Origin of the sequence: Brakhagea slesvicensis (genome assembly GCF_052161625.1) — a bacterium.
Lineage (GTDB): Bacteria > Planctomycetota > Planctomycetia > Pirellulales > Pirellulaceae > JBKCUI01.
This window is the reverse complement of sequence record NZ_CP197412.1, coordinates 4,266,705-4,293,244: the sequence shown is the minus strand read 5'-3', so window position 1 is coordinate 4,293,244 and position 26,540 is coordinate 4,266,705. Positions and strand designations below refer to the sequence as shown.

Sequence of the window (26,540 nt, the reverse complement as noted above, 5' to 3'; positions counted from 1 at the left end):
ATGAATCTCATTCCATGGAACCAGAGAAAGTCATTCGCAGATCGTTCTTCTCAAACTTCTCGTGCGATCGTTGACGTGCAGACATGAGTTCGGCGACGATGGTCTTCTTCAGTTTTTTGAAGGAAGGGTGATGAGCGATGGTGTCCCTCGATCTCGGGTGTGGTATATCGACGAAGAAAGATTCACCCAACGTGGCGCCACGAGGACTTGGTAGAAGTGGGATCACACGATCGGACATCAAAACAGCCTCATCCACATCATTGGTGATCAAGACGACAGTTCGACGTTCACGATCCCATATGCTCAAAATCTCCGCTTGAAGTTTTCCTCGCGTTAAGGAATCGAGCGCGGACAGCGGCTCATCCATGAGTAGCGCTTCAGGTTGCATCGCGAGCGTTCTAGCTAAAGAGACACGTTGCTTCATTCCACCCGACAACTCACTAGGTTTTTTATGGATTGCGTGCGAAAGGTTGACCATGGATAGGTACCTTTCGCAGTGGGTTCGTTGCTTGGATTGTGACCAGCTCGGGAAGACCTGCTGCACTGCGAATAGGACGTTATCGAGGACGCTAAGCCAAGGCAGTAGTGAGTAGTTTTGAAAAATCACCCCCCTCTCGCGCGCTGGCCGATTGATGGTAACTCCTCGCCATTTTGCTTCCCCGCGATCGGCAATTTGCAACCCAGCCAGCAACGAGAGGAGCGTCGTCTTGCCTGTTCCGGAGTATCCTACAATGGACACGAATTCGCCATCTTCAACGTGTAGATTTATGTCTCTTAGAACTTCGCTTCGTTGCGAGCCTCGACCGTACCCCTTGTATACGCCTTTGAGTTCAAGCAGTGGCATCGGAATTCTCCTGGATTAAAACCACGGCAACGGAATGAGCTCCGAGCGATGTTGATGGGATAGCACGCGTCGACTTCCGATGGAATCGTAGACTTTGCAATGCGCGAAACAGGATCGATGGGCAGCTGAATAAGAGAGTCGCGTTCTTCTCGATCAATGTCATCAATCGATCGAGAACAAATCCGACGAAGCCGATCAAGATGACGGCTGCGATCATGGGTCCGTACGTACTCGATTGGTATTGTGTGTTTACGAATGCTCCAATTCCGTTCTTTCCGGAGAGCATTTCGGCTGCGACAATAACCAGCCATGCAATTCCCAGGCTGAGCCGGAATCCCGTGAACATGTAGGGCAAGGTTGCTGGTAGCAAGATTCGCGAAAAGAGTTTGAGCGGCGATAGCCGAAGCACTTTGGCTACGTTGAGATAGTCCTGAGGAACCGCTCGTACTCCTACAGCCGTATTCAAGATCGTCGGCCAAATCGAACACATTGCGATCGTAACAATACATTGCAATTGGGTAGCGTCGACCTCTTCGTTGTATCGACGGATAGCGACAACAAGGAGCCCAGCCAAGGGAAACCATGCGAGAGGAGAGATAGGGCGAAGGATCTGAAAAATGGGATCAAACATCTTCGCGAACCCCTGGCTACCTCCCAATAGAAAACCGATTGGGATAGCGGCTAAAATGGCAACTCCGTATCCCATCCCGACGAGCTTGAGCGACCTCCAAACTTCCAGCCCCATTCCATCGAATCCCTCGTCGTCGTTGCGGGAAAATGGATAGGAAACGAGATGCACCATGCGAGCACCAAAGCTCATATCATCGGAGTAAGTTGCTGGAGGTGCGATCCAATACTTCGCGCTCTCCTCCCAGGTCGCCATGGGAGACGGGAAGTCGCTTTGACCTGCCGCTTCATCCCATGTGACCCAAGAGAGGAAACACCAAAACAATAAACAGATGCCTACGCCTACCGAGGGCAATAAGACATTGTCTGCGATCAATTTTTGAAGCTTGGATGAATTCATCGATGCGTTGAAGCCTTTCAAGGACTAACCCTTCATGTTGTTTATAGAAGAGGAAGATGCGTAGGCCTCCATGTCGCCTTTTGGATCAAACGCGATAGAGTCCATCATTGTCCAAGGGCGATCATCTCTCCCAAGGTGCTTGTGGCCGATTTCTTGCATTGCTTCTTCGTACAACCCGGGCATCATGACACGCTCGGCGATTGCATCGTAGTTCGACGGGGCTTCGATCATTCCCCAGCGTCTCAATTGTGTAAGCCACCACTTCGCATACGAGGTTTGCGGATAATTGCAGTTACGAGAGCTAAAAATCATGTAATCGGGATCGTTCTTTACCCTGCCATCTCCATAGTCCATCCTCCCGGTCAATCGCCCCAGAATCTGCTCCTTACTGCATTTGATATAAGAGTCCTTGGCAACGATCGCACACTGTTCGGGGCGATTCGCGAGTTCGTCAAGCCATACACTCGCCTCGTGAAGTGCTTTCAACACGGCCTTCACCGTTTTGGGATGCTTGGTTGCGAACTCTTCCGTGAACGCACAGACTTTCTCCGGATGATCCTTCCAGATTTCTTGTGTTGCGATCGATGTGAAACCTACCTTTTCCGCAATGGAGCGAGCGTTCCAGGGTTCACCAACGCAGAAACCATCCATGGTTCCAATCTTCATGTTCTGAACCATCTGGGGAGGTGGAACAACGATCAGTTCGACATCTTTGTCCGGGTGGATTCCGCCAGCGGCGAGAAAGTAGCGGAGCCACATCGCGTGTGTCCCTGTGGGGAAGGTCATCGCAAATGTCGGTTTCTTCCCCTTCTTCTTCGCTTCGTCCACCAGCAATTTGAGCGCTTTAGGATCCCCTCCAACCTTTCCATTCCAGCTTTGTTTCAACGTAATTGCTTGGCCGTTGCGATTGAGAATCCAAGGTGCAACCATGGGGACCGCCTTCGATCCCGCTCCGCCAATCGTGCTGGCGATCGGCATTCCCAAAAGCATGTGAGTGCAGTCGATATCGCCCTTGATCAAGGAATCGCGGACGGCTGCCCAGTTTGCAGGTTTCACTGGTTCCGATGTGAGACCGTACTTTTTGAAGAGGCCTTTTTCGTGGGCGATCGCAAAGGGAGAACAGTCGGTCAATGCAATAAAACCGAACTTGATCCTGGATTTCTCGGGTGAATCGCTGGCATAGATCGCGGGTGTGAAAGACGGAAAGGAAGCAACGGTGGCCGAGGCCGTTGCAGCAATCGCTCCCTGGAGCAACTGGCGACGGCAAGGCCTTCGGGAGGCACGATCAAGTTCAACAACCATGATGTCTCTTTGAAAACGGGAACATTCTTGGGTTCACGTGGATCGGGAGAGCTCACCACTTCACGGGGTCCTCTTTACGCAGTTGCAATGCCAGTAACAGGTTGCTTTCACGCGTGCAGTGCCTTCATGCTTAGTTAGCAACCTAACGCTAGCCATTAGAGACTCGAGAATGGCCGGCTGATTGCCATTGCTAAGATTCCAGAATTTCAAAGATTCTTGGTCTGACGGATCGTGCTTTCTTTCTGAGCATCGATTTCATCGCATTGCAATGAAATGAAACGCAGTCCCTCGCTGAAAAGTGATCACACCGTAGCCATCTATGGCTAGAGAATGATCGCTTGGTTCCATTCGAGCACACGAGTGGCATCTTCGCAGGAAAGTACTACGAGACGAGCACTCGATCCGATGGCTCTTCGCTGTTCAGCCAAGATCCTAACTTCTTTTACACTCAGTGGCATTGCAACTTTTAGGGCACGGGGACGGGAGCGATGGGATCGCAAGGATCCTGGGTCAAACGGTTTCGTCGTTCAAAGATTTGCGTCAGTTCGTTGAGGACGTTCCACCATTTCAAAGGTATACTAATTCCCGTTGCGTCTTTTCCCATGCAAAACGCCTCTCCCGTTTTGCTTGCGAGCCGAGGTGCTGCCACCTCTGAGCTAGCATCGTTTAAACTCAATTAAAGTGAGTGATTCTGATTTTGGTCGGAGAAGCCAGAGTTTTAGTCATTGATGATGATCCCAGCATGGTTCCCTTGGTCGAAGGGCTTTTGCCGAAGGGGGTGAGCATCACCGGTGCACGCACGCTTGAAAAGGGGAAAAGCCTCGCTGCGGATCATCGTTTCGATGTTATTCTTCTCGATCAAATTCTTCCGGATGGCGCGGGCTTGGATTGTATTGAGGCTCTGCTGTCGAACGATCGACTTAAGCCCATATTGTTTGTCACCGCTCAATCCGATGCGAGTACTGCGATCGAAGCCACGAGAAAGGGAGCGTTCGACTACTTGCCGAAACCGCTCGACTTCTCATTTCTCCGGCAACGTCTTTTGGAGGCTCTCGAGTATCGAGAGCTGATGCGAACCCCGGTCGTGCTCGATGACCCAACGAATCCGTCCCAAGAAATCTTGGTTGGGCGATGCCGTTTGATGCAGGAGGTCTACAAGTCGATCGGTCGATTGGCGGCGATTCGAAATGCCGTTCTCATCGAAGGAGAATCCGGGACTGGAAAGGAACTAGTCGCAAGGACCATTCATCAATATGGCGAGTTTCGATCATTTCCAATCGAAAAGTATATGGCGAACGATGTCGATTCGCTGATATGCGAGCTCTCGGAAGCCAAGCCCAACGATTGCGAACACGGAGAGCATCGGACCATTCTCGTCGAGGATATTGAGCACCTATCCCTAGCAAACCAATCTCGCATCCTGCAACTGGTTCGCCACAGAACGGAAACATCAACAAGTCGTACGAGATGGTTTTTTACCACCTCTACATCGACTCGTAGTTTGCTAGACCGAGGGGTTCTTCGAAGCGACTTTTTCTATTTGCTGAGTTCGACGCTCATTGCTCTTCCTCCGCTACGCAAGAGAGATGGCGATCTCGAGCTGCTGGTCTCCCATTTCCTGCAGAAGACGTCCCAAATACGGTCGACGCAAAATGGACATACGCCCAGGATTAGCCCCGATGCGATGCACTTACTTCGTGAATACGCGTGGCCTGGAAATGTTGCCGAACTAAGAAGTGTGTTGGATCGTGTCTTGCTCGAGTCGAGAGGTGTTATTCAAGCAAACGATACGCTGAGGAGACTGCTCAGCGATCTTCGAACGGAAAGCTCTTTGCAGCATTGGAAGAACACCCAAGGAACTGGAGGATCGCCCTCCGATACGGTGTCAAGTGTGAGCAACATGACACCTCATTCCTTTGACCTATTGGCCTTCGCAAAAGAGCAGCTGAAGGATCGACAAGTCTCGTCGCTCTATGATCTATGCATCGAAAAACTAGAATCAACGTTGCTACCGTTGGTATTGCACCACACTTCGGGAAATCGAGCTGCTGCAGCTCGCATACTTGGCATGACGCGAACCAGTCTGCGAAAAAAAATGCTGTCGCTTGGTTTAATCGCAGATGACTCTATGGATGATTCGGAGTCAGGACCAGAGGCAAAGAGCGATAGCGGAGCCGGGGTGTGATGGAGACACACTCGCTTTTTTCGAGAGCACCGATCGCTCGGTTACGCGTATTGTACATTATCGCTCTTTCGCTCATTGCTTGCCTCGCGATTGCTGGACAATGGCTTATACAACGCACCTTGGTCGCCGTCGAACAGGATGCGAGGATTGTCAACGTCGCTGGGAGGCAACGAATGCTTTCCCAACGCATATCCCGAACGCTTCTAGAACTTTATTCAATAGAAGAGTCGCATCTGGCTAGCAGCGTGACATCCATCAAACTGCACACGCTTCGCGAAGACTTGGAGTTGTGGATCGACAGCCAAAAGCAGCTGCGAGGTCGGTCCGCTGACAATCCAAGTGAAATACTAGAGACCCATCAAGTCGAAGATTCGTTCGCCAGTATCGAGAATGACTTTGAGCTCATTCGCTCGGCAGGCCAATCTCGATTAGAAGCCACACCGGAAGCCGTGTCGATTCAGGAGATCATTCAAGCTAGCGACCGATTCTTAATAGGGATGGAGCAAATCGTCGGACTTTATGAGACGGAAGCACGCGATCGTGTTAGCCGTCTTGAATCGATGGAACGAGCGCTGCTATTGATCACGCTCGGGGTGCTTCTCTTCGAAGGTCTTTTTATCTTCACACCTGCGATTCGTTCGCTAGTTCGATCTTTTGATCGCCTGGAGAGAACACACTCCGAGTTGGTGGCAGCCAAAGAATCGGCCGACTTGGCGAACAAGGCGAAGAGCGACTTTCTTGCACGCGTCAGCCATGAACTTCGGACACCCCTTCATGCCATCCTAGGAACGCTCGGGTTGATAAGGAAATCAACATTAAGCGATGCCGATGTTCGAAGAATGCGGATGGCGAGTCAGGCAACACGCCACCTCAATCAGTTGGTTAGTGACTTGCTAGACATTTCGACACTCGAGTCGCGGAAGGCGATTCACGTCCGAAAAAAGAAAGTGAAATCCTCGCGCTTCATCCAAGTGGTCTCGGGGCTCTTGGTGCCCGCAGCGGAGCAAAAGGGATTGGCCTTTCAAAGTCATACCGAGGAGCCGTTTCCCGATTGGATCGTGCTGGATCCGATTCGCACCCAGCAGATCATTTTCAACCTTTTGCAAAATGCGATTCGCTATACCGATCGCGGATTCGTGAAACTCGAGCTCGCGTTTGAGCCTCATGATCGCGGCGAAGGGGTTCAAAGGGATCGATTGAAGGGGAACATAAAGATTCGAGTTTCGGATTCAGGAATCGGGATCTCCTTGGAGCATCAACGAAGAATCTTTGATGCGTTTGAAATCATTGAACATCCAAGTGCCCGAAGTGAATCGATCCGATCGACCGAGGAGTTGGGGACGCGGCTTGGATTGGGGTTAAGCGTCGTCGATTCACTAGTGAAAGCGATGGATGGAACGATCCATCTTGAAAGCGAGCTAGGCATAGGGACGTCCATTTGCGTCTCCCTGCCGGCGATCGCGATGAGGGGAGAAGCTATAGCTCCTCGAAAACAGAAACGAATTGGATCTGCGAGGCCTCGACGCAGGTTGCTAGATCGTAAGGAGTTACGTCCGATGGCATTTGTCGTCGATGATTGTCGTGCGAATCGCATACTGATGCGATCCTATCTTCAACGGCTTGGGTATCAGACCCGTGTATTTGCGACCGGCGCGGCTTTGATGCAGGCCCTTCAAAGCGATACTCCCCGTTGGCTCATTCTAGACTGGGAATTGCCGGACATTTCAGGTCTGGCTTTGCTCACGGCTTTGAATCGAATCGGGAAGAAGATCGACACCGTGGTGATCACTGCGGATACGCTCGCTGCGCCATCTGTCCTCGAGCATTCATACGCAGTAAGTGCTTGTTTCTTCAAGCCGATTGAATTTACCGATTTTCAAATGCGTTTTTCGAAACTATCCGACGCAAGGGCAGACGAGCGTTCGTTCGAACATCGACAATTGGGGTCCATGCCGCCTGGAGAGAGTTGGCTAGAATTGGAAAAGCGATTGCAGCATTTGGTGTTGGAACAGGGTTTGGCGGATTGCCGAGAGTTGAGAAAGTCGATCGGAGCGAATCGGTTCGATTGCATTCGCATGATTGCCCACCGGTTGCAGGGGAGTGCAGGAAACGCACGACTACAACATCTTGCATCGATCATGGTCTCTTTGGAGCAGGCAGCGATCGACGAGGATGCTCCGCTTTGCACCAGACTTATCGACAAATTCGAATCCAATCTGCCGGCTAGCGATTCGAAGCACTCCTAAAACTCGACGCGCCGATTTGATGCGCCGATAAAAAAAGCCAGCTCCTTTGAAAGAGCTGGCTTCTATGTTTTGCTGTCGCTCGCAGTTGTGCGAGGCGAAAGATGCGGTCTTAGTAGCGCGAGCCACGCGATTGGTAATCTCGCTTGCCGCCGCCGCCGCCACCACCGTAACCATTGTCACGGCCGCCGCCGCCGCCGTATCCGCCACCGCCGGATGGACGGCTTTCACGTTCACGAGCTTCGTTGCAAGAAATTTCGCGGTCGCCGAGGGTCGTTTGATTGAGGCCTTGGATGGCTGCTCGCGCTTCTTGGGAATTGCTCATTTCCACGAAGCCGAAGCCACGGGATCGACCGGTTTCGCGGTCGGTGATGATGCTAACCTTGGTCACATCGCCGTACTGAGAGAACGCATCACGCAGTTCGCTCTCGGTAGCACGAAATGAAAGATTTCCAACATAAATATTCGTCATAACACTACTCCTATCCAATCCACACATCCATCATCAATCAAGAAAGCAGGCAAACTGAACGGGTAGAAAAACCAAGTCAGAGCACCCCATCCGTACGACAACGCGAGCAAATCAGAAAATCAAAAACAGCTGCAAGTTCGTCGCCCCGAACAACCCGTTCGGATCACACACACAAACTGCAAAAAAACTCCAACTAACAGAAAACCGAATCCTCGAAGAAGTGAAGCCGCCACAAAGGGCTATGGGTTCGTCTTGAGAAGAAGTTGGATCAACTGAAAATCAGACACCTGAAGTGTGCCCCTTTCGCGCACGAAAGTCAATCGAAAAAAGGCAAGGAATTCGAGAAGGGGCGAGATTTCAGGGTAAATCTTTCTTAGATTTTCCAAGCGATCGTTCTATCCGGGCAGCGAAGCCAACGGCTTCTCGCATTGGAAATTACAATGAAGTCACCCGTCCACACCCAGGCGGCTTTTCTTTAGATAGCGAGTCGATCGAATGCATCCAGCCTCCCCCCACCCTCGTTTGGACCGTTGGTTCTCGACGATACTGCACTGCTTGTTACCGCGTTCCTTCGCGAGGTTGCTGCAATTCTTATGGATTGGCTCTCTTTGCAGTCCTTATGTCGCTGCGCAAACGACCGATATCCCACCCGCGCTCCAGGACTGGAAGGAATGGGTCCTGTGGGACCCAAGTCAAAAGCTCGCGCCACCCACCTTCGACAATGCCCAGTCTCGACTCCACTCTTGGTCCTCCCAGTTGAACTTAGAAGTTCTGCCCGATCGAGGGTCTTGGCAAATGGAGGTCGTGGTCTTCGTGGACAGTTGGGTTTCTCTTCCTGGAGACTCGCAGAATTGGCCTCAGAATGTCATGTCCAACCAGAGTCCGATCGCAGTGCTAGCGAATGGAGATCATCCGGCGGTACAGCTCAAGCCGGGCACCTATCAGTTGAGGGGAGAATTTCGATGGAACGCGATTCCACAAAAAATCGCCTTGCCAAGTTCGATTGGGATCGTTGCGTTGGTGCGGGATGGTGCCCCGATCGCGATCCCGAACTGGGATCCTTCGGGAACACTTTGGCTGAATCGGCAGCCCGAGGAACAAGCCGAGCAGGATCTACTGTCCGTCAACGTCTACAGACTGATCCAAGATGGGATTCCCCTCTGGTTGACCACACAAGTCGAATTGTCGGTATCAGGACGGAGTCGCGAAGAGAACCTCGGCTGCATTCTGCCGGAGGGTTGGTATCTATCTTCGATCGACGCGCCCATTCCAGTCGCGATCGACGACACAGGGGATATGAAGGTTCAGGTTCGCCCTGGAAAGTGGGTCATCGCGATATCCGCCTATCGCAAAACCGACCTCCAAGCATTTCAGTTCGCCCAAGGCAAACGGCCCGTGGTACCCCAGGAGCTGATCGGCTTTCAAGCGAATCCGACTTTTCGGGTCGCCGAGATTCAAGGTCTGCAAGCCATCGATGTCCAAAAGACAACCTATCCCGAAGCCTGGAGATCCTGGCAGGTCTATCAGTGGCAATCCCAAACGCCGTTCCAACTGAGCGAGAAGATGCGAGGAATGGGAATGCAAAAACCAAAAGGCCTCGCGATCACGAGACATTTCTGGCTGGACGACGATGGAAAAGGAATCACGTTTCAAGATCGGCTGCGAGGGGAATTGCAACAGTCTTGGCGACTCGATGTATCCGAATCCCATCAATTGGGAATGGTGCGACTCGATGGTGAACGTCAACTGATTACTTCGAATCCCATCAACGGGCACCAAGGTGTTGAAATTCGAAGCCGAAATCCCAACTTAGAAGCGCTGGGACGAATCGATCGATCGACGTCCCTACCCGCGACAGGATGGATCGCCGATGTCGATTCGTTACGCATCACGCTTTCGCTTCCTCCTGGCTGGCGCATGTTTGCCGTCTTTGGCGCAGACGATGTCGAGGGTGACTGGCTCACGGCTTGGAGTTTGCTCGATCTGTTTCTCGTCCTGGTCTTCGCGCTAGCTGTTTATCGGCTTTGGGGCATTCCAGCCGGACTGCTTGCATTGGTTGCCTTTGGAATCTCCTATCATGAACCAGGTTCACCCCGTTGGACCTGGCTGTTCCTCTTGCTCCCTGTCGCATTGCTTCGCGTGGTAAACGATGGGGCAGGAAAGCGATGGTTGGAGGCTTGGAGGTTGCTCGCCCTAGGGCTTATCTTGCTCAATCTCGTTCCGTTTTTATCACGAGAGATACAGTTGGTTCTCTACCCTCAACTGGAACAAGTGGGCATTCCCTATACTCAGAGGCCCATGTACCCATCGCTTGAGACTGGCTACCTGCACACGGCAAGCGTCGCGGAGAGCCTGCGCGAAGATTCGGTGGCTGCCATAGAGCCCCAACAGCCATCGCCATCCTCCGTGAAATCTTTCGCGGGCAAACAAGAAGCTGCACAAGCGGCAAACTTGGCATTCGATCCAGCCTCGAGGATGCAAACTGGTCCAGCCAAACCCGATTGGCTGGGCCATAGGGTCGTTTGTCGTTGGGATGGACCGGTAACGGGCGAGCAGCAACTCTACCCCGTCACCATTCCCCTCACAGTGCATCGAATTCTCGCGGTCATCCGATGCAGTTTGCTCGTACTACTGGCGGCGACACTCCTGCGCTCTGGTACGAAGATGCAATGGAGCATTCCCACCCGAGTTATTCAGCCAACGGCAACTTCGGTGCTCCTATTGGTTTTTCTCTCCAACGCTTCCGTTTGTTTAGGTCAGATACCCGATCAAACCGTTCTCGATCAGCTGCGACAGAGACTATTGCAATCCACGGATGTAATTCCGAATACGACAACGATCGCCCAACTGGATTTGCGCATCGAAGAAACCAGAATCAACATGTCGCTGGAGGTCCATGCCGGGCACGAAGTGGCCATTCCAATTCCGGGGAATCTGTCGATTTGGTCTCCCGCCTCCGTTCGAATCGAGGAGTTGGGTGAAACAAACCAGGAGAGACCGTCCTCAACGCCTCCTGTTTCCCGACGCAACGACGGGCACTTATGGGTCGTTGTTCCGGCCGGAGTGCATCGAATCATTCTGGAGGGTTATCTCGCCGTTGCCAACGACTGGGAGCTTGGGTTCGTTCTTGCACCGAGGCGAGTGAGCATCACCGCACCGCAATGGCAAGTGACGGGGATGGATGAAAATGGGATTCCAGAAAGCCAACTCTTCTTCACTCGAATGGAGAAATCTGGAACGGAAGAGGCGAAGTACGATCAGCGTGTGTATCGCCCGATTGTGATGGTTGAACGAAGACTGGAACTGGGGATCGACTGGAAAATTCACAACAGAGTGACACGGTTATCTTCAACAGGAAAAGCGATTGCTTTGCGAATTCCGCTGCTGCCCGGTGAGAGAGTGATTAGCGCGAATGCAGATTCAGACTCCAGGACGGTTTCAGTAAACTTGACGGCCGACCAATCGGAATTCGCATGGGAAAGCGAGATGGAGCCGACCACATCCCTGGAGCTTCAAGCCTCCGATTCAGCCGCAGATAGCGCCAACGCGTTCGCCTCGAGTGATTATGTGGAACGATGGGTCTTGATCAGTTCGCCGATTTGGAACATCGCATCGTCGGGATTGACTCCCGTTTACGAAGAATCCTCGGGCGATTTGGTACCTACCTGGCAAGCTTGGCCAGGTGAGAAAGTAACATTGGAAGTCCGTCGTCCCCAGGCCGTGGCCGGCGAAAGCGTGACGGTGAATCGAGTCGCGAGAACGATCTCACTGGGGGCACGTCAACGCAAGACAAATCTCTCCATCGACGTCGTGAGCAGCATCGGTGGGGATTTCGTTGTTCAGTTAGAGCCAGACATCGAGATCGGATCTCTCACCATCGACAAGCGCAAGCAACCTGTTCGACGGATGGATGGCCAATTGATGGTAAACCTGCAACCCGGAGAACAACAAATCGAGTTGAGTTGGGAAACGAACCAACCTCTTCCAAGCTGGACCACTATCGAATCGGTGCAGCTCCCTGTCGTGAGTGCCAACGTCACAACGCTTGTAGAAGTTCCATCGAACCGTTGGATACTTTGGACCGATGGACCTCTCCGCGGACCAGCGGTCCGCATGTGGATCTATCTTGCGACAGCATTGTTGCTTGCTATCGTCTTAGGTGGTCTGTCTACCTCACCACTCAATCGGTTCGAATGGGTCATGCTCGCGCTGGGGCTTACGCAGTTGCATGCCATCGCCGGGATCATCGTTGTCGGTTGGCTGTTGTGGCTTGGTTGTCGCAAGCAGACGGACCCAACTTCCTATCGAGCTTGGCAATTCAATCTGCTTCAAATCTTGCTGGTTGCGTTAACGTTTATCATCTTTGGAATTCTTATTGTCGTGGTAGGAAAGGGGCTGTTGGGGAGCCCCGAGATGTTCATCGTTGGTAACGGTTCCTACGGCAATTTCCTCAACTGGTACGCCCCCAAAGCATGGGATGAACTTCCTCGACCGTCGATCGTTTCTATTTCGATTTGGTATTACCGATTGGCCATGCTTCTTTGGGCCCTTTGGCTCGCATCGGCCCTCGTTCGGTGGTTGCTGTTCGGATGGCAAGCCTTTAGCAGTGGAGGACGTTGGCGTACCACTGGCTTATGAACATGGAGGGACAGGAGCGCTCGGGGATGACAGGTGATTATTGGGTCCTCGTAGGTGATGCCGCAGCGCGACGACGGTTCTTTGAAACCGTGAATTCTTAGACTTTGACATTTGCAAACTGATTGATCTGTGAATAGACGGTTGAGTTGCTTCCATTGAAAAACTCTCATTCCGATTTGTGTGTATCGCCCTGGCACGGTGCAGCAGATTGTTCTGATAATGAAACATTGTCTTTTGCTAGATTCGTTCCATTTCCAAGTCGCATTCCGATCAGTGTGGCGTTACCGGTAGCGTCCAAGACGCGAACCGTAAATGTGGCAGAACCGCATTCGATTTTCGTCCCGACTGACATCGCCCCCTCGGTGACTTGTCCACGCAGCCATTGACTGAGAGTCGATTGCGGGTCGCTCTCCAACTTAAGACCATAGGATTCATTCAAATCGCACAGTTTCACAACTCCGCGTATCGGAAATTCGACTTGATCGGGCCAACTCCCTAGCGTCGCCTGCGAACGTGATCGTGCAAAGATATGATCCACTGCTTGTCGAACGCTTTGATGCACCACGACGATAATATGGTCACCCGCCTCAATGCGAGAGCTACCTTTCGGTAATTTGCTCTTTCCTTGTCGAACAATCAAAGCGATGACCACATCGTAAGGAAGCGCCAAATCGCGGATCAATTTCCCGGCCGCCAAAGTGTCTGGCTCGATGAAATAGTCAACGATGTCCGCATCGACCTCGTGCAAGGAACTAATCTCCAACGTGACAGGAGGTTCTTCTTTGGGTTTGATGTCCAATTTCAGTTTGTTCGCAACCCAGCTCAGCGACGATCCTTGAACGACCGCTGAGACAAGTACGACGAAGAAGACGACATCAAAGATTTTGGAGGCTCCTTCGACTCCAGCCATCAAAGGAAAAATGGCCAACGTGATCGGGACGGCTCCCTTGAGTCCCACCCAAGAAAGGAGCAATTTCTCATGCAGATTGTATGGCGAACGAATCAAACAAAGAAATACCGCCAGGGGGCGTGACACCAAGGCGAGCACGACCGAGATCGCCAATCCTGCACCAATCACTTCCACAAATTGACTTGGGAAGCAAAGCAATCCGAGCAAGATGAACATCACGATTTGCCCCAACCATGCCAACGCGTCGTGAAAGGCCAAGGTGCCGCGACTGAAGGGGGTTCGATAGTTTCCTACGATGATTCCAGTCAAATAGATTGCGAGAAAGCCACTTCCCCCCAACGTGGCGGCCGCTCCATAGGACATCAAACCAAACGCGACAGCGAAAATGGGGTAGAGCCCCGCTACTTGAAGATGCACTCTCCGCATGGACCAGACTGCCAAGTAGCCAGCCAGTATCCCCACGACCAATCCGACCAAAATCTGCCGGAGTAGGAGGAAAACAAGGCTTTGCCATGAATTCAACCCGCCGGTTAGATATTGGAGCATGCAAATGGTCATAAAGATCGCCATCGGATCATTCGAACCACTCTCCACCTCCAGCGTGTCGGCCAATCTTCGGCGCAGGTGAATCCCTCCTGCTCGCAGAATCGAAAAAACCGCCGAAGCATCGGTCGAACCGACAATACTCCCCAGCAGCAAGCCATGGGATAGACTCACCCCCAACAACCACGAGGCAGCTAGTCCCGTAACCACCGCAGTGATCACGACACCGACGGTCGCGAGAATCCCGGCAGGTTTCCAGCATGACCGAACGGACTCCAATGGCGTGGAGAGTCCTCCACTGTAAAGGATTATCGCGAGAACGACCGTACCGATCGAATACGCCAACCCGTAATCGTCGAACGCGATTCCTCCGATTCCGTCGGCCCCCGCGAGCATCCCTACCCCCAAAAAGGTCACGAGCGCGGGCATCCCAAACCGGGACGAAAATTTGCTTGACAGCACCCCGAGCAAAAGCAAAAAACTCCCCACCAAAATCGCCGTGTCGATATTGGACATCCGTCGTTACCATATCCTTCTACGTCGTGTTCCTGTGACTGCGTGCCCGATTCAAGAGGCCCTTTTCCACAATAGAGAACAGGGACTGCACGCGGATTACATTTCCGTTCATGACGCGATTCTTGGACTCGAAAACGATTTGGCAACGATACCGATCGCTTCGATAGGTTACCGGCCAGCTTCGCTATTCGACTGGACGACAAAGTGCTCGCGCAGTTGCGAGAGCGCAGCATCGACCAACAGTTCTCCACTTCCCATGTCGCAGCGCGCCGAGATCACCTCGTAATTTCCCTGCGGATAAGCTTGCTGCGTCGGAATATAACCGATCGAACCATTAGCAAGCTCATGCACCGAAGTTACCCGAAAGGGGGACCCATCCTTGATCGCGATCCCCAATTGGACGAATATTTCGCCTGGCAGAGAGACCCATGCAATTTCGCGTCCCAGCGAAAGGACCTGTACCTCAACCGAATAAGGTTCCTTATTTCGCGCTTCGATGTCCAAGATGCGAAATGCCTCCACCATATCGCGAAACGGTGGTTGCGGAGACTGCGTCGATTTTTCGGCAATCTCCTTCGCCCACGACACGCGTTCTGCAGCATGCTTCGCAACCGGCAGCGTCACAAGCTTTGAAGTCGCATGGAGTTTTGTCCCTTGTGCGGGCGGTAGATCGCTCCAAGAACGGAGCACTGCTCCGGCTAAACGCGTCCCGATCCGTGCGGCTTCTGCATGCCCCTTTTGGGGAAAGGCCCTGCGGACATCGATATGATTCACATCGCCACAACACCCTGTGGAATACTGCAAATGACAACGCTCCCCTACTACCTCCTGCAGGGATTGAAGCATGGCATAGGGCATATCGGCGCTCCACTGCGTACCACCGACGGTGTCCAAGTGGATTGAGAAATTGCTCAGCAACCCTGCCAATTCGGAGCCTTCACGGTAGTACGCAACGATGGGCAACGTGGCATCGGTAGGGCCAGCTTCGCGCACGATCTTGGGATTGAGCTTCCCTGGGTTCCAACCGACACTCCCATCGCTCATGAAGAACCGGCGATTGAAAGCCAAATCCCGCTCCTCCCCAACGCCCGCGTGAACACGGACATTCGTGAGATTCGCGAGCGCTTCGGAAACACATCCTGCAATTTTATCCGGCAGTTCCGCCATGTATTTTTCTGTCGCAGGATTGGAATTCCCCAATAACTGGTATCGAGCATTGGCCGGATCGTACATCACCGGTCCGGTGTGGGAATGCGTTGCTGAAATGAGAACATGCTCCATGGGGACCGACGTCTTCGCAGCGATTCGAGCGCGTGTTTCTGAGGTAAGCCAACGCGTTGTCGTGATGAGGTCCAACGCGACGATCGCCAAGCGAGTGCTTCCGTCGTCCATGACCGTCGCGCGGCACCAGAGGGGATCATGTGTTTCCGTAGAAAGTCGCCCTTGGTAGTAACCCGCCATAGGGGTCGGAACCGTGGGGGTAATATCTACTTTCGCAAATCCCGCGCGCAAGGAAGATTCGGGCTGGCTATACCCAAGATCGGAAAGGGTCAGTCCAAGGCTCCAACTCAGGACCGATACAACGAAAGTGCGCCTGTACATAGATAATCGCCCAACCGATTCGAGAACAGACCCAACGGGGTCAAACCATACCATACGACACGGCCCATACGACACGGCCCAGAACTCAGGGGCTCATATCGAAGGGGGCCGAAGATTGTATCAAAAGCGGTGCAATCAATGTGTCACAAGAGTCTCAGGCAGATGATGGAAGTCGTTCCAATAGTGTAGCTTCCAGCGATTGTTTTCGAAAAAGAGACAGGAGACCGAGGTGTTGATCGGTTCAGACACAAGGGGATCGAAATCCTCAATCTCGAGCATCGCTTCAAGCAATCGGATTTTGAAATCGGCATGGATCATCATCAAAACGCGATGATTTGCATGCACATCCATTTGGGATTCATACCACTTGCGTACCCCTCGCGCACGCTCCCGAGCAAGCTCGATGGTCTCATAGTATTCCAGTTGATTCCAGCCCGTCTCCCCGATCCGCTCGTCGATTTGCCAGCCCGGATAGAGGGATCGAATCTTGGAGCGCGGCAGCCCTTTTTCTGGAGTTCGCTTCCCTATTTCATGTCCACTATAACATCCACCTTGTTCGAACAGATCCTGTCGGATCCTGGGCTGAATCCCCGTTCGTTCCACCACAGGCGCAACGGTTTGCAATGTGCGAAGAAAAGGGCTGCAGTAAAGAAGAGTGGGAGCATAACGATCGATTCTGGAAGCCAAGTGAAGCGATTGCTGCCTACCAAGATCGGTGATACCCGGATCTGGAATTCTTAATGAATCGGGGTTGGCGTTGTTTTCCGATTGAGCATGGCGTACCAAAAACAAAACGGCTTTCGGTGCCATCGCGTTACGCCGCTTTTCGAGAGGCAACAACAGTCGGAAGATCCGACTCATCGATCGGCAATGTACCATGGCTTGTGGATGCCAACTCCTGCAATAGGAATTTTGCCGTTGCATAGCTAGCGCCGGGTCGAGCAAACTGGTTGGATAACTCCATCAGCTTTCGCCGCTGGTTCAGCCGGTAGGAATTGTCGCTAAGCAGTTTGGACATGTGTTCGACGACCGATTGGATCGATGTTTTCGATGACTTCGAGTCAAGGGACCCATGAGAAATACATTCTGGAAGAAGCGGTTCTTCCGCGATGAGATTGGGAAGGGAGATGCTCGGAATACGCACCAATGCTTTGGCCATGCAATAGGTCGTCGTGCTGACGTGGTACATCACGGTAGCGGGTTTACCGCGAGCCATCATCTCGAGGGAAACCGAGCCGCTCTTCATAATCGAACAATCGCACAATTCGATGATCTCGCTCGTCTTTCCAGCGAAGATGTGAATCGGAAGTTTCGCGTCCCCGGCCGTTAACGAATTCTTGCACCAAAGTGCATGCGAATCCTTCAGCGCCGCGACCATAAACTGCACGTGCGGGAATTGTCGCGACAGCTTGCGAATCGCCTCGAGCTGCAGCGGCCAAATATGCTTGACTTCATGATCGCGAGAGCCCGGTAACACGGAGACTTGGATCTGGTGATTACAACGCCATCGATCGATGAATTTGGTATCGAGCGGTTGCTGGGCAATATGATCAAAGAAGGGATGACCTACATAGGTCGCCGGCATGTTCTTACTCTCGAACCATGTCGCTTCGAACGGCAAGTTGCATAGCACGTGGTCGACGTGCTTTCGCATCTTGGCGATGCGCCAGCCCCCCCATGCCCACAGTTGGGGTGGAAGGTAGTAGTAGACCGGGATGCCATACTTCTTCGCACGCTTGGCGATGTGCCAATTGAATCCGGGGAAGTCCACGAGGACTACGCCATCGACCTCGCCACGAGCAAACGACATCTCCGCCAGTTTTGCAATCCGGAAAAACTCCCGCAGCTTGGGCAGGACTTCGGCAAAGCCCATCACCGCCATGCTGGTCAGGTCGAAGTCGAGTTCCAATCCCGCTTGAATCATCCGCGAGCCACCGAACCCTCGAAACGTCGAGGTGGGGGAAAGGCGCTTCAGCGAGCGTATGAGATTCGCGGCATGGAGGTCACCACTTGGTTCCCCCACCGAGAAGAAAAAACGTTGTCCCATGTACGTTTCATCACCCAACGAGTCGAGCATCGATCCATCGATATAGATTTGACTACAGTCACCATCATGACTGCACTCAGTGAACTCGTTTTGATTCATCGGTTATCGCTCGCCAGGGAATTCGGTACAACCTGCCGGTATACGTGAAACTGGAGAACCGGGGCAAGATCAAGCGTCTGATTTAACGATTGGGGAAGCTGGCGAAAAAACGAGGGGCCTCAAACCGAACTGGGCCCTCGGCTTCCGGAATCGATCGTAATCGCCTCGATGGCTGGCAGCACGAATATCTTTCCGTCCCCGATACTCCCCTGCGAACCTGTTTTCGCAACGCGGCAAATCGTATCGATGGCTTTCTCGACGAAATCGTCGTTCACGAAGATCTCCAAATTCACTTTTCGCAACAAGTGGATTTGGTATTCCACCCCCGCGTAAAAAGCGGAATGCCCCTTCTGACGACCATACCCCTGTGCATCCAGCACGCTAAGTCGGTGAATGCCTGCATTCTGAAGTGCTTCTCTCACAGCCTGCAGTTTATTGGGTTGAATGATAGCCAGGAGCAGTTTCATGCAACGATCGATCTCGTAATGGAGGTGGGGTCGTCGAACTGGAGCGTGGTAAATCGTCGAAAAATCAGTGTCGAGGAAGGAACGCTTCCGTGGAAGGGGGCAGGAGGGAGAATGCCTTGGGATGCGTCCTTCGGCGGGTCTTGCAGGCAATCCCGTAGCGAGTAGACTACTTCGCGTTGCGGAGACGGTCGCTTGGTGAAATTGGCAGACACGCAAGACTTAGGATCTTGTGCCGAAAGGCGTCGGGGTTCGACTCCCCGAGCGACCACTCTATTCTTCAGGTGAATCAGCTTGGATTCCTTTTTTTTCCTCGCCAGCCCTCAGAACCCCAGGATCAAATCAGCTGCCTCGTTGCGCGACGCCAAGGCGCGTAGACAAAGCGGATTGTTTTTGATCGACGGGATCGGCTTGATCGAGAGAGCCCTGCAAGGAGGCATCTCGCTGGAGCAACTGTTCGTGCGCGATGATGCCGCCTCGATGGCCCAGGTTGCATCTCTCCTCGCGAATGATCCACGGAAACATTTGGAGTCCCGCTGCTTTCGCGTCGCGCCTGGAGCGATGGAGAAATTGCAATATGGCCAGCGGGATCTGGGCGTCATCGGGGTCGCTCAAGTCGCCAACACCGACTTGGATGGCTTCTCTGCACGCGTCCAATCTCGTTTCTCCGAGATAAAAAGGTCAGACAGCGAACAGAGTAGGGAAGAGGGCAGTCGCCAGACCAATCCCTGTTTCCTTGTACTCGACCGCATCGAGAAGCCAGGCAACCTTGGCGCCGCACTTCGGACCGCCGATGGAGCCGGCGTAACAGGCGTTCTCCTCGCGGATCCCATCTGCGACGTTTGGAATCCAAACGCGGTTCGATCCAGTCTCGGCGCCCTCTTCACCGTGCCCATCGCGATCGCCTCCGAAGCCGCGATGAAGGCTTGGTTGGCAGAATCGAATATCCAAGTTTTCGCAGCGCGTGTGGAAGGCTCCAAGATCTACACGGCAGCGAATTTTCGGCAACCCCATGCCATTGTGATCGGAAACGAAGCGGAGGGGCTCCAACACCGGTGGCTTGATCCATCCATCGAACCGATCTCCATTCCGATGTCAGGAGTCGTGGATTCCCTCAACGCATCCGTTAGCACCGCAGTCGTCCTCTACGAATCCAAACGTCAAAACGGAGCGTCGATCACTCCGTCACTTCGCTAGCGATCCAATCGGGGATGACTCGCATCGCGAATTGCTAGCAATTCGGTGCATCTGCTTGTTAAGATACAGCAGCTGGGGAAAGAAACGGCAAGATGGGGAATCCGATCAACCGATCGAACAACAAGTCTCTTCTTTGGGTTCGAATCGATTCGTTGTCGTCTCCGGCAACGCAAAGGTAAGTCGCGAATATGCGTTATTGCAGCTTGCTAACCAATTTCCTCCGCTGTCGCTTTTCCATCGCTTTAGCGCGCTGTGGCTTTTCCATCGCTTTAGCGTTTTCACCGATCTCGCAAACAGTCGATGCCGACTTTGAAGTGATGTTTGACGATCAAGCCTACGATCCGGCACTTCCTATCACGGCGTTCGAGCCAGAAGACCTTGCGCAGGTCAAAGCTTCAGAGTGGAATGGCTATTTCCCAAATCTCTGGCGTTGGGAAGAAACGACTATTCTTGGAGCGCTGGATGGGTCCAAGCAACCGCAGGATTTCGGGGTGAATGCAAACCTGGGCGGTCAAGCAGCGATCAACACGGCTTTTCCCGTTTTTGAATCGTTAGGGATTGGAATTCAGGCAGGGAGCAGCATCGTCGCATCCTCCAACGCGGTTCGCGTCTATGAACTCCTCGGAGAAGAGACCGGTCGCACGCAAAGCTTCACAACGCTCGGCGCGTTCCAACGAACCGACAGCGGATTCGGCTGGGGATTTGTGCACGACTTCCTATACGAAAAATCCTTTGACTCCTTCCAACTGGGTCAATGGCGAATGAAAGGGAGTTACCTCCTCAACTCTCGAAACGAAGTCGGCGTCAATGCTGCGTTTCGATCCAATTCGGATACGGGCGTCTTCGGAGCGAACACTCCTGTGACACTTCGGCCAATCGATCAAGGGTCGGTGTACCTGAGGCACTTCTGGAAAACCGGTGCTCAAACAACGGGTTGGATTGGTTTGGCAGACGAACATAGTGAGAATAACGCGGTGACCGGACCGTCTGCATCGAAGAACAATCCTTTCCTCTTCGGCGCGGATATCCTGATGCCTTTAACACCTAGCCTCGCGATCTATGGCGAAACCAACATCATCATGCCCAGCGACACGGGCACGGTCGATGCCTTTCTCGGGATCCAGTGGTATCCAGGCGGAAACGTCTTCCGAGCGCGTCGCGGTCGCTATAGTCCCATGATGTCCCTGGCATCGCCAACAACATTCTCGGTCGACCTGTTGCAATAGAAAACTGCATAGCTCGTCTGACTCTTCGCCCGTTTCATTCTTCGCTTCGTCTATTCGCGGAACGGCGGAACAATCGCTAAAAGCGGCAGATTCGAGCTTGGAGTCTGCAATGTTTGCGTGGTTGCGGGGTCTCTTCCCCAAGTGTTGAAATCAGAATCCTAGGTTAGGGGTGGTCCATCCTGACCCGTGATTTTGATCGTAGTCACTTCGAAACGCTTTCCCTATGGCAACCTTGATTCCGACTGCTGGTTCACTCAGCATGCCCCTTCCCTTTCTGGGGCAACCTCAGAATCCAGCCCCCACAATCCCCCCAGTTTCGGACGAGTGCCGGTTCTCTAATTGGCGTCAACTTCAAAACTCCGATCCCCCCCGGTATTTCGCCTGGGACTCCGTCACACAGTCCGAGGTCGAAATCCGTTTTATGCCTTGGCTCCAAGGCAATCTCGATGCCGAGGAGGCCTGCCGAACGCAATGTGAACGCATCGCCAGAATTCATGATCCCCTGTCGAGGAAAGTCCTAGATTTCGGTCGTTCCGAAGGAATCCCCAGAATGGTACTAGCGATGTCCGCTAGCAAACCGCTGCAGGATTTCATCGTTCAGTCGGACCGCCTGCAGAGGGTCGAACTGGGACTTCATCTGCTTTGGACGGTGAATACGGCATGTACGCATGGTCTTTTCCATGGCGCTCTGCATGCAGGTAGTGTTCAAATCCTTTCCGAGGAGCCGCTTCAAGTTCAATGGGACTTTACAGAGCGTTTTCTTCAGAAATGCCCAAACGTCCTTCCTACTGCATCCTCGCTGTACGAGTCGGATCTTCGCGCTGCGATTGCTTTGGTGCAGCATCTGGTTTTAGGCTCGATGGAGCCTGATGCGTCTGATCCTACAATCCCCGCACGACACTGGGCTGTTCTCAAACGGCTTGCGAGAGAAGAAATCGACTCCGCGCAACTGGAGACGCAATTCGATGCTTGGTGCAAAGCCCTCGGTGATTGTGTTCCCGATGAAAGAAATCCATTCCACACGAAATGGGTCGCGCCACTGGATCGGACCCTAAGCGTCGCAGTGCAGGAGCATCTCCCTCGCGAAGCGGAGAATGCCCGAATCGCTGCCCAGGGATCCGACGAAGTTGAACCGACCTTCGAGACAGCAGGGCCCAAGCTAGAAGGCTTTGAGCGAGACAGAAACGATGACACCGACGAGAAAACCTTTGTCTCCGCCGTGGATCATCCTACCGACTCGACGGGATCTGTTCATAGGATCCTCCGGCAGGGAGACATGCTAGGAAACTATCACCTCCATCGACTGCTGGGTCAGGGGGGAATGGGGATGGTCTTTCAAGCGACCGACACACTGAATGGGAAAGCGGTCGCGGTGAAAGTCCTATTGAATCAGCATGGCGACAATCCCCACGCCGTTCGTCGATTCACCAAAGAAGCCCGAATCCTGGCTAGCGTGCGCAACGAATATGTAACGGAATTGCTCGAAGTCGGACAAGCCCTCGGCTATCACTTCCTCGCGATGGAGTACATCGACGGGCCAACTCTCAAATCTTGGTTGCGAGGAAAAGCCCCCCTACCCGAGCGCGACGCATTGCAGTTTATTGCAGACCTATGCAAAGCGCTCTCGCAAGCCCATGCGCAGCAGATTATCCACCGCGATATCAAACCGGATAACATCCTTCTGGCATCCCGATCGAAACCCATAGGGCCTGAATCCACTTCGTTATCAGACTGGCGAATCAAACTTTCTGATTTCGGTATTGCAAGACATATCCATCAATCGGCTTCGATGGAAGTAACCCGTGCGGGGACCATGCTCGGCACGCCGATGTATATGGCACCGGAACAATGCAAAGGGCAATCCGAAATCGGACCCGCTGCCGACGTCTACGCAATCGGAATTATGCTATTCGAAATGCTCACAGGCGATGTTCCCTTTCGATCGGATGATCCGATGAAGACTGCCGCGATGCAGTGCTTTGACCCTCCGCCCGATTTGCAGAAAAGAAATCGGGACATCTCCGATCGAACCTGTCAATTGGTCACACGGATGCTCGCCAAGAATCCTTCCGACCGATTTGCCGACGCGACCCAATTGCTGCTTGAGATCAACCGAATTCTCAATGGAGCTCCCTCGGCCCTCGAAGACCATCCCCACCTTCCCAAACATGAATCCAAGAAGCTTTGGACGCGCACTTTTGAATGGACGCTGCAAAGCCAAGCCAGAGAGCTCTGGCCGCTCGTCAGCGATACGGATCGATTGAATCGAGCCGTTGGTCTTCCCGCTGTTACGTACCGAACCGAGCAAGACCCTGAGCGAGGATTGCGTAAGTTCGGATCGTTTCACTTGGGCGCTCTTCAAGTCACTTGGGAAGAACATCCGTTCGAATGGATCGAAGGGCGACGAATGGGAGTGCTCCGTGAGTTTTCCAGTGGACCATTCAAGTGGTTCATGAGTTCGGTGGAGCTCTCACCCCTGCCATCCGGCGGTACCAAGCTGACGCACACGGTCAAAATCGAACCTCGCAATACACTTGGAAAAATCGTTTCGACCATCGAAGCGGGTTGGAAGGGAGGACGTGCTCTCGATCGGGTCTACAAACACATCGACGAGTTCTTGCAATCGAAAGCGTCGTCGGAGGAAGTGATCGATCCCTTTGAAGACGCACCGATCCTCTCTCGCGCCCGATCGAAAAGATTGGATGACCGGACCGAGCAGATGCGAAAGTTCGGAGTCGATGCGGAACTTTGCCGGATGCTGTCCCACTACATTCGCTTTGCCACACCTCAAGCTGCCGCAAAGATTCGCCCCCTGGCGTTGGCCAAGACGCTAGGCGTCGACCCGGACACCATCGTCGATGCGTGCATCGTCGCGGCCTCCGTGGGACTTCTTCAGCTTCACTGGGATATTCTTTGCCCGAGTTGCAAGGCTCCCGCAGCATCGAAGCCACTTTTGTCTCGAATCGAAAACCATACCCAATGCGAAGCGTGTGACGCCGATTTCCAATCGAATCTCGCCGATTCGATCGAAATGGTCTTTGCGGTTCACCCCGAACTGCGCGAAGTCGATTCCGGAACATACTGCGTAGGAGGACCGGGAAACTCCCCCCACGTGATCAGCCAAGTCCGTTTGCAACCGGCAGAGCGTATCGAACTGGAAATCCCAATACAAACCGGCAACTACCTGCTTCGAACGACACAATCCATCGATTCGCAGCCCATCACCGTTCGCAGTTCGCAAGCTCCATCGCAATTGGAGTTCTTCCTTAGCGACCTCGGAAAATCAAGGTCGATTCCGAGCCTGCGAGAAGGGGCGGTAACGCTCTTCATCGAGAACAACTTGGACAAACAGCAGCTTGTCCGTTTGGAACGAACGATCGCACGAGACGATATCGTTACTGCCGCTTCGGCTTCAGCCATCGCGCGATTCAGAAAGCTCTTTCCCGACCAAGTCTTTCAGAGCGATGTCCCCGTGTCATCGGAGGATCTGACTCTGGTTGCTCTTCAAGTCAACAATGTCGAATCGCTTTACGATCGATTTGGGGACACGGAGGCTTATAGGACGATCCAATATTTTATGCTGGAAGCGGAGAAGCAAGTCGCTCCTCACCGCGGCGCTGTCGTGAAATCGATCAGCGAAGGCATGTTACTGTCCTTCCAAGATTGCGGCGCGGCCATTCGATTGGCAATACATCTGCAAAAAGAGCGACATCGAGATCCCCGTTTGGCTCCCTTGCAAATTGGGATCGCAGTCCACCGAGGGAGACTCTTGATCTCCAATCAAAACGGCCGATTGGACTACTTCGGTAGCAACGCGCGATTGGTTATGCAAATCGCATCCAAAAACCGTGCGGGAATCTCGATGACCGAACCGATTTTTAGCGACCCGTTGGTTCAACATATCTTGGAAGAGACCGACCATCCAACCACCCTTCAAGAGCGGGAGATATCTCCGGATCGCAAGATGCTTTTGCAGGAGTGGGACCTCTGTACAACGCAGCCGTGATTGCAGCGGTTTTAGATTTCGAACACGAAACGACTCACGACATCCGAGAACGAATCAATGATGAATTATCAGACGCTTGCATGTGCCAACAGCAGCTGGACCTTGGTCGAATTTGGCCCCGGGGAACAGCAGAAGAGGTCGATATCCTTACAACAGCGGCCTTTGCTTGTGGGTCGAACCTCCGACGCGGACATTTGTATCCCCGAGGTCTCCGTCTCCAAGCGACACGCGAGGATTACTTTCGACGAGAACGGAATGTGGGTGGAAGACCTGCGGAGTACAAATGGTACGTTCTTAAATTGCAATCCGGTGCAGCGCAGTTCGGTTTGCGAAGGGGATTTGCTGCAGTTCGGCAATGCACTCTTCCGTGTTGGAAAGGAAGATCGATCCGATGCTGGGGCGACGCATGAGCAAGGCATTCTTCCGTGGGCACAAACGCTATTGCATTTTGATACGTTGCTTACCAAGCGCGCTGTGATTCCATTTTTTCAGCCTATTATCACGATGCAGGAAAGAAAGCCCATCGCGCACGAGTTGCTCGTAAGAAGCAAGCTTGAAGGACTGACAACACCAGCCAACATATTTAGCGCAGCCGATCGGCTGGGCCAGAACGCGACCTTGAGCGAGATGATCCGCGAGGAAGGTCTTTTGGTAGCCGCGCGATCGCAACATGCTGGGTCGAACTTTTACTTGAATACCCACCCTTGTGAAGTGGTTAACGAAAGGTTGCTTGAATCTCTCGTTCGATTGAGGATGCAATTTCCAGACACTCGCGTCACGCTCGAAATCCACGAAGCATCTGTTACCGATCCAAGCTCGATCGGCAAACTGCGTGATATTCTGTCCGACTTATCGATGCAGCTTTCTTATGACGACTTCGGAGCAGGCCAAGGTCGGTTGCTCGAATTAGGAGAACAACCACCCGATGTACTCAAATTCGACATGCAATTGATTCGGGACATCGATAAAGCTCCTGGATCTAGGCAGGATCTTTTGGCAGCGTTGGTGCGATTGTCACGAGATCTGGGAACCATACCGCTCGCCGAAGGTGTAGAGACCGAAGCCGAGCACCGCGTTTGCGTCGCAATGGGGTTCGAACTGGGACAAGGCTACCTGTACGGTCGTCCCGCGCCGTTCCCTAGCCCTGATCGCTAAGAGCTTATCCGACAACCACAAGCCGCTCTGACGATAGCCGCGGTTTTCGATGGTGTCGGACAAT

Annotated in this window: 16 protein-coding genes and 1 tRNA gene; 8 read left to right on the top strand and 9 right to left on the bottom strand. The window is 53.0% G+C overall.

What is annotated here, in order from left to right:
- Positions 1–7: 7 nt before the first annotated feature.
- From SH467x_RS16265 to SH467x_RS16255, 3 genes are read right to left on the bottom strand one after another with little or no spacing between them, the layout of a single operon-like run.
- Entirely contained in the window at positions 8–844 is an 837-nt protein-coding gene (locus tag SH467x_RS16265; RefSeq protein ID WP_482368158.1) for an ABC transporter ATP-binding protein, read from the bottom strand.
- Positions 831–1,871 (bottom strand): ABC transporter permease, encoded by a 1,041-nt coding sequence (locus SH467x_RS16260; RefSeq protein ID WP_482368157.1) that lies wholly within the window; start codon positions 1,869–1,871, stop codon positions 831–833. Before SH467x_RS16260 ends, SH467x_RS16265 begins: the two co-directional genes overlap by 14 nt.
- Positions 1,872–1,895: 24 nt before the next feature.
- A complete protein-coding gene (locus SH467x_RS16255) occupies positions 1,896–3,173 on the bottom strand; it encodes a CmpA/NrtA family ABC transporter substrate-binding protein (protein WP_482368156.1) in 1,278 nt (425 codons plus the stop codon).
- Between the two features lie 685 nt (positions 3,174–3,858).
- Between SH467x_RS16255 and SH467x_RS16250 the strand changes: the two genes are divergently transcribed.
- Together SH467x_RS16250 and SH467x_RS16245 are read left to right on the top strand one after the other, a co-directional pair.
- Positions 3,859–5,358 (top strand): sigma-54-dependent transcriptional regulator, encoded by a 1,500-nt coding sequence (locus SH467x_RS16250; RefSeq protein WP_482368155.1) that lies wholly within the window; start codon positions 3,859–3,861, stop codon positions 5,356–5,358.
- Entirely contained in the window at positions 5,358–7,604 is a 2,247-nt protein-coding gene (locus tag SH467x_RS16245) for a hybrid sensor histidine kinase/response regulator (RefSeq protein WP_482371385.1), read from the top strand. Before SH467x_RS16250 ends, SH467x_RS16245 begins: the two co-directional genes overlap by 1 nt.
- Positions 7,605–7,713: 109 nt before the next feature.
- Here SH467x_RS16245 and SH467x_RS16240 read toward each other — a convergent pair whose 3' ends face one another.
- Complete coding sequence (locus tag SH467x_RS16240; protein ID WP_482368154.1) at positions 7,714–8,073, bottom strand: RNA recognition motif domain-containing protein; 360 nt, start codon at positions 8,071–8,073, stop codon at positions 7,714–7,716.
- A gap of 495 nt (positions 8,074–8,568) precedes the next feature.
- Between SH467x_RS16240 and SH467x_RS16235 the strand changes: the two genes are divergently transcribed.
- Positions 8,569–12,711 carry a hypothetical protein gene (locus SH467x_RS16235; RefSeq protein WP_482368153.1) on the top strand — a complete coding sequence of 1,381 codons (4,143 nt, stop codon included), beginning with the start codon at positions 8,569–8,571 and terminating at the stop codon, positions 12,709–12,711.
- 166 nt (positions 12,712–12,877) lie between these two features.
- Here the strand turns inward: SH467x_RS16235 and SH467x_RS16230 are convergent, their stop codons facing one another.
- From SH467x_RS16230 to SH467x_RS16210, 5 genes are all read right to left on the bottom strand, one after another.
- A complete protein-coding gene (locus SH467x_RS16230) occupies positions 12,878–14,680 on the bottom strand; it encodes a potassium/proton antiporter (RefSeq protein WP_482368152.1) in 1,803 nt (600 codons plus the stop codon).
- A gap of 168 nt (positions 14,681–14,848) precedes the next feature.
- Entirely contained in the window at positions 14,849–16,282 is a 1,434-nt protein-coding gene (locus SH467x_RS16225) for a neutral/alkaline non-lysosomal ceramidase N-terminal domain-containing protein (RefSeq protein WP_482368151.1), read from the bottom strand.
- 135 nt (positions 16,283–16,417) lie between these two features.
- The gene (locus tag SH467x_RS16220; protein WP_482368150.1) at positions 16,418–17,143 is read right to left on the bottom strand and encodes a histidine phosphatase family protein; all 726 of its coding nucleotides are present in this window, start codon (positions 17,141–17,143) and stop codon (positions 16,418–16,420) included.
- The gene (lpxB, locus tag SH467x_RS16215; protein WP_482368149.1) at positions 17,097–18,428 is read right to left on the bottom strand and encodes a lipid-A-disaccharide synthase; all 1,332 of its coding nucleotides are present in this window, start codon (positions 18,426–18,428) and stop codon (positions 17,097–17,099) included. Before lpxB ends, SH467x_RS16220 begins: the two co-directional genes overlap by 47 nt.
- Before the next feature lie 119 nt (positions 18,429–18,547).
- Positions 18,548–18,895, bottom strand: coding sequence for a P-II family nitrogen regulator (locus tag SH467x_RS16210; protein WP_482368148.1), 348 nt, complete (start codon positions 18,893–18,895; stop codon positions 18,548–18,550).
- 186 nt (positions 18,896–19,081) lie between these two features.
- Here SH467x_RS16210 and SH467x_RS16205 point away from each other — a divergent pair.
- The 5 genes from SH467x_RS16205 to SH467x_RS16185 all read left to right on the top strand — a co-directional run bounded on the left by SH467x_RS16205 (position 19,082) and on the right by SH467x_RS16185 (position 26,476).
- Positions 19,082–19,163 (top strand) — tRNA-Leu (locus SH467x_RS16205).
- A 23-nt stretch (positions 19,164–19,186) separates the two neighbouring features.
- Complete coding sequence (locus tag SH467x_RS16200; RefSeq protein ID WP_482368147.1) at positions 19,187–20,089, top strand: TrmH family RNA methyltransferase; 903 nt, start codon at positions 19,187–19,189, stop codon at positions 20,087–20,089.
- Positions 20,090–20,277: 188 nt separating this feature from the next.
- On the top strand, positions 20,278–21,315 hold the full coding sequence (locus tag SH467x_RS16195; protein ID WP_482368146.1) for a DUF6666 family protein: 1,038 nt from the start codon (positions 20,278–20,280) through the stop codon (positions 21,313–21,315).
- A 550-nt stretch (positions 21,316–21,865) separates the two neighbouring features.
- A complete protein-coding gene (locus SH467x_RS16190; protein WP_482368145.1) occupies positions 21,866–25,321 on the top strand; it encodes a protein kinase domain-containing protein in 3,456 nt (1,151 codons plus the stop codon).
- A gap of 57 nt (positions 25,322–25,378) precedes the next feature.
- Positions 25,379–26,476, top strand: a complete 1,098-nt coding sequence (locus SH467x_RS16185) for an EAL domain-containing protein (RefSeq protein WP_482368144.1) — start codon at positions 25,379–25,381, stop codon at positions 26,474–26,476.
- Positions 26,477–26,540: the final 64 nt, after the last annotated feature.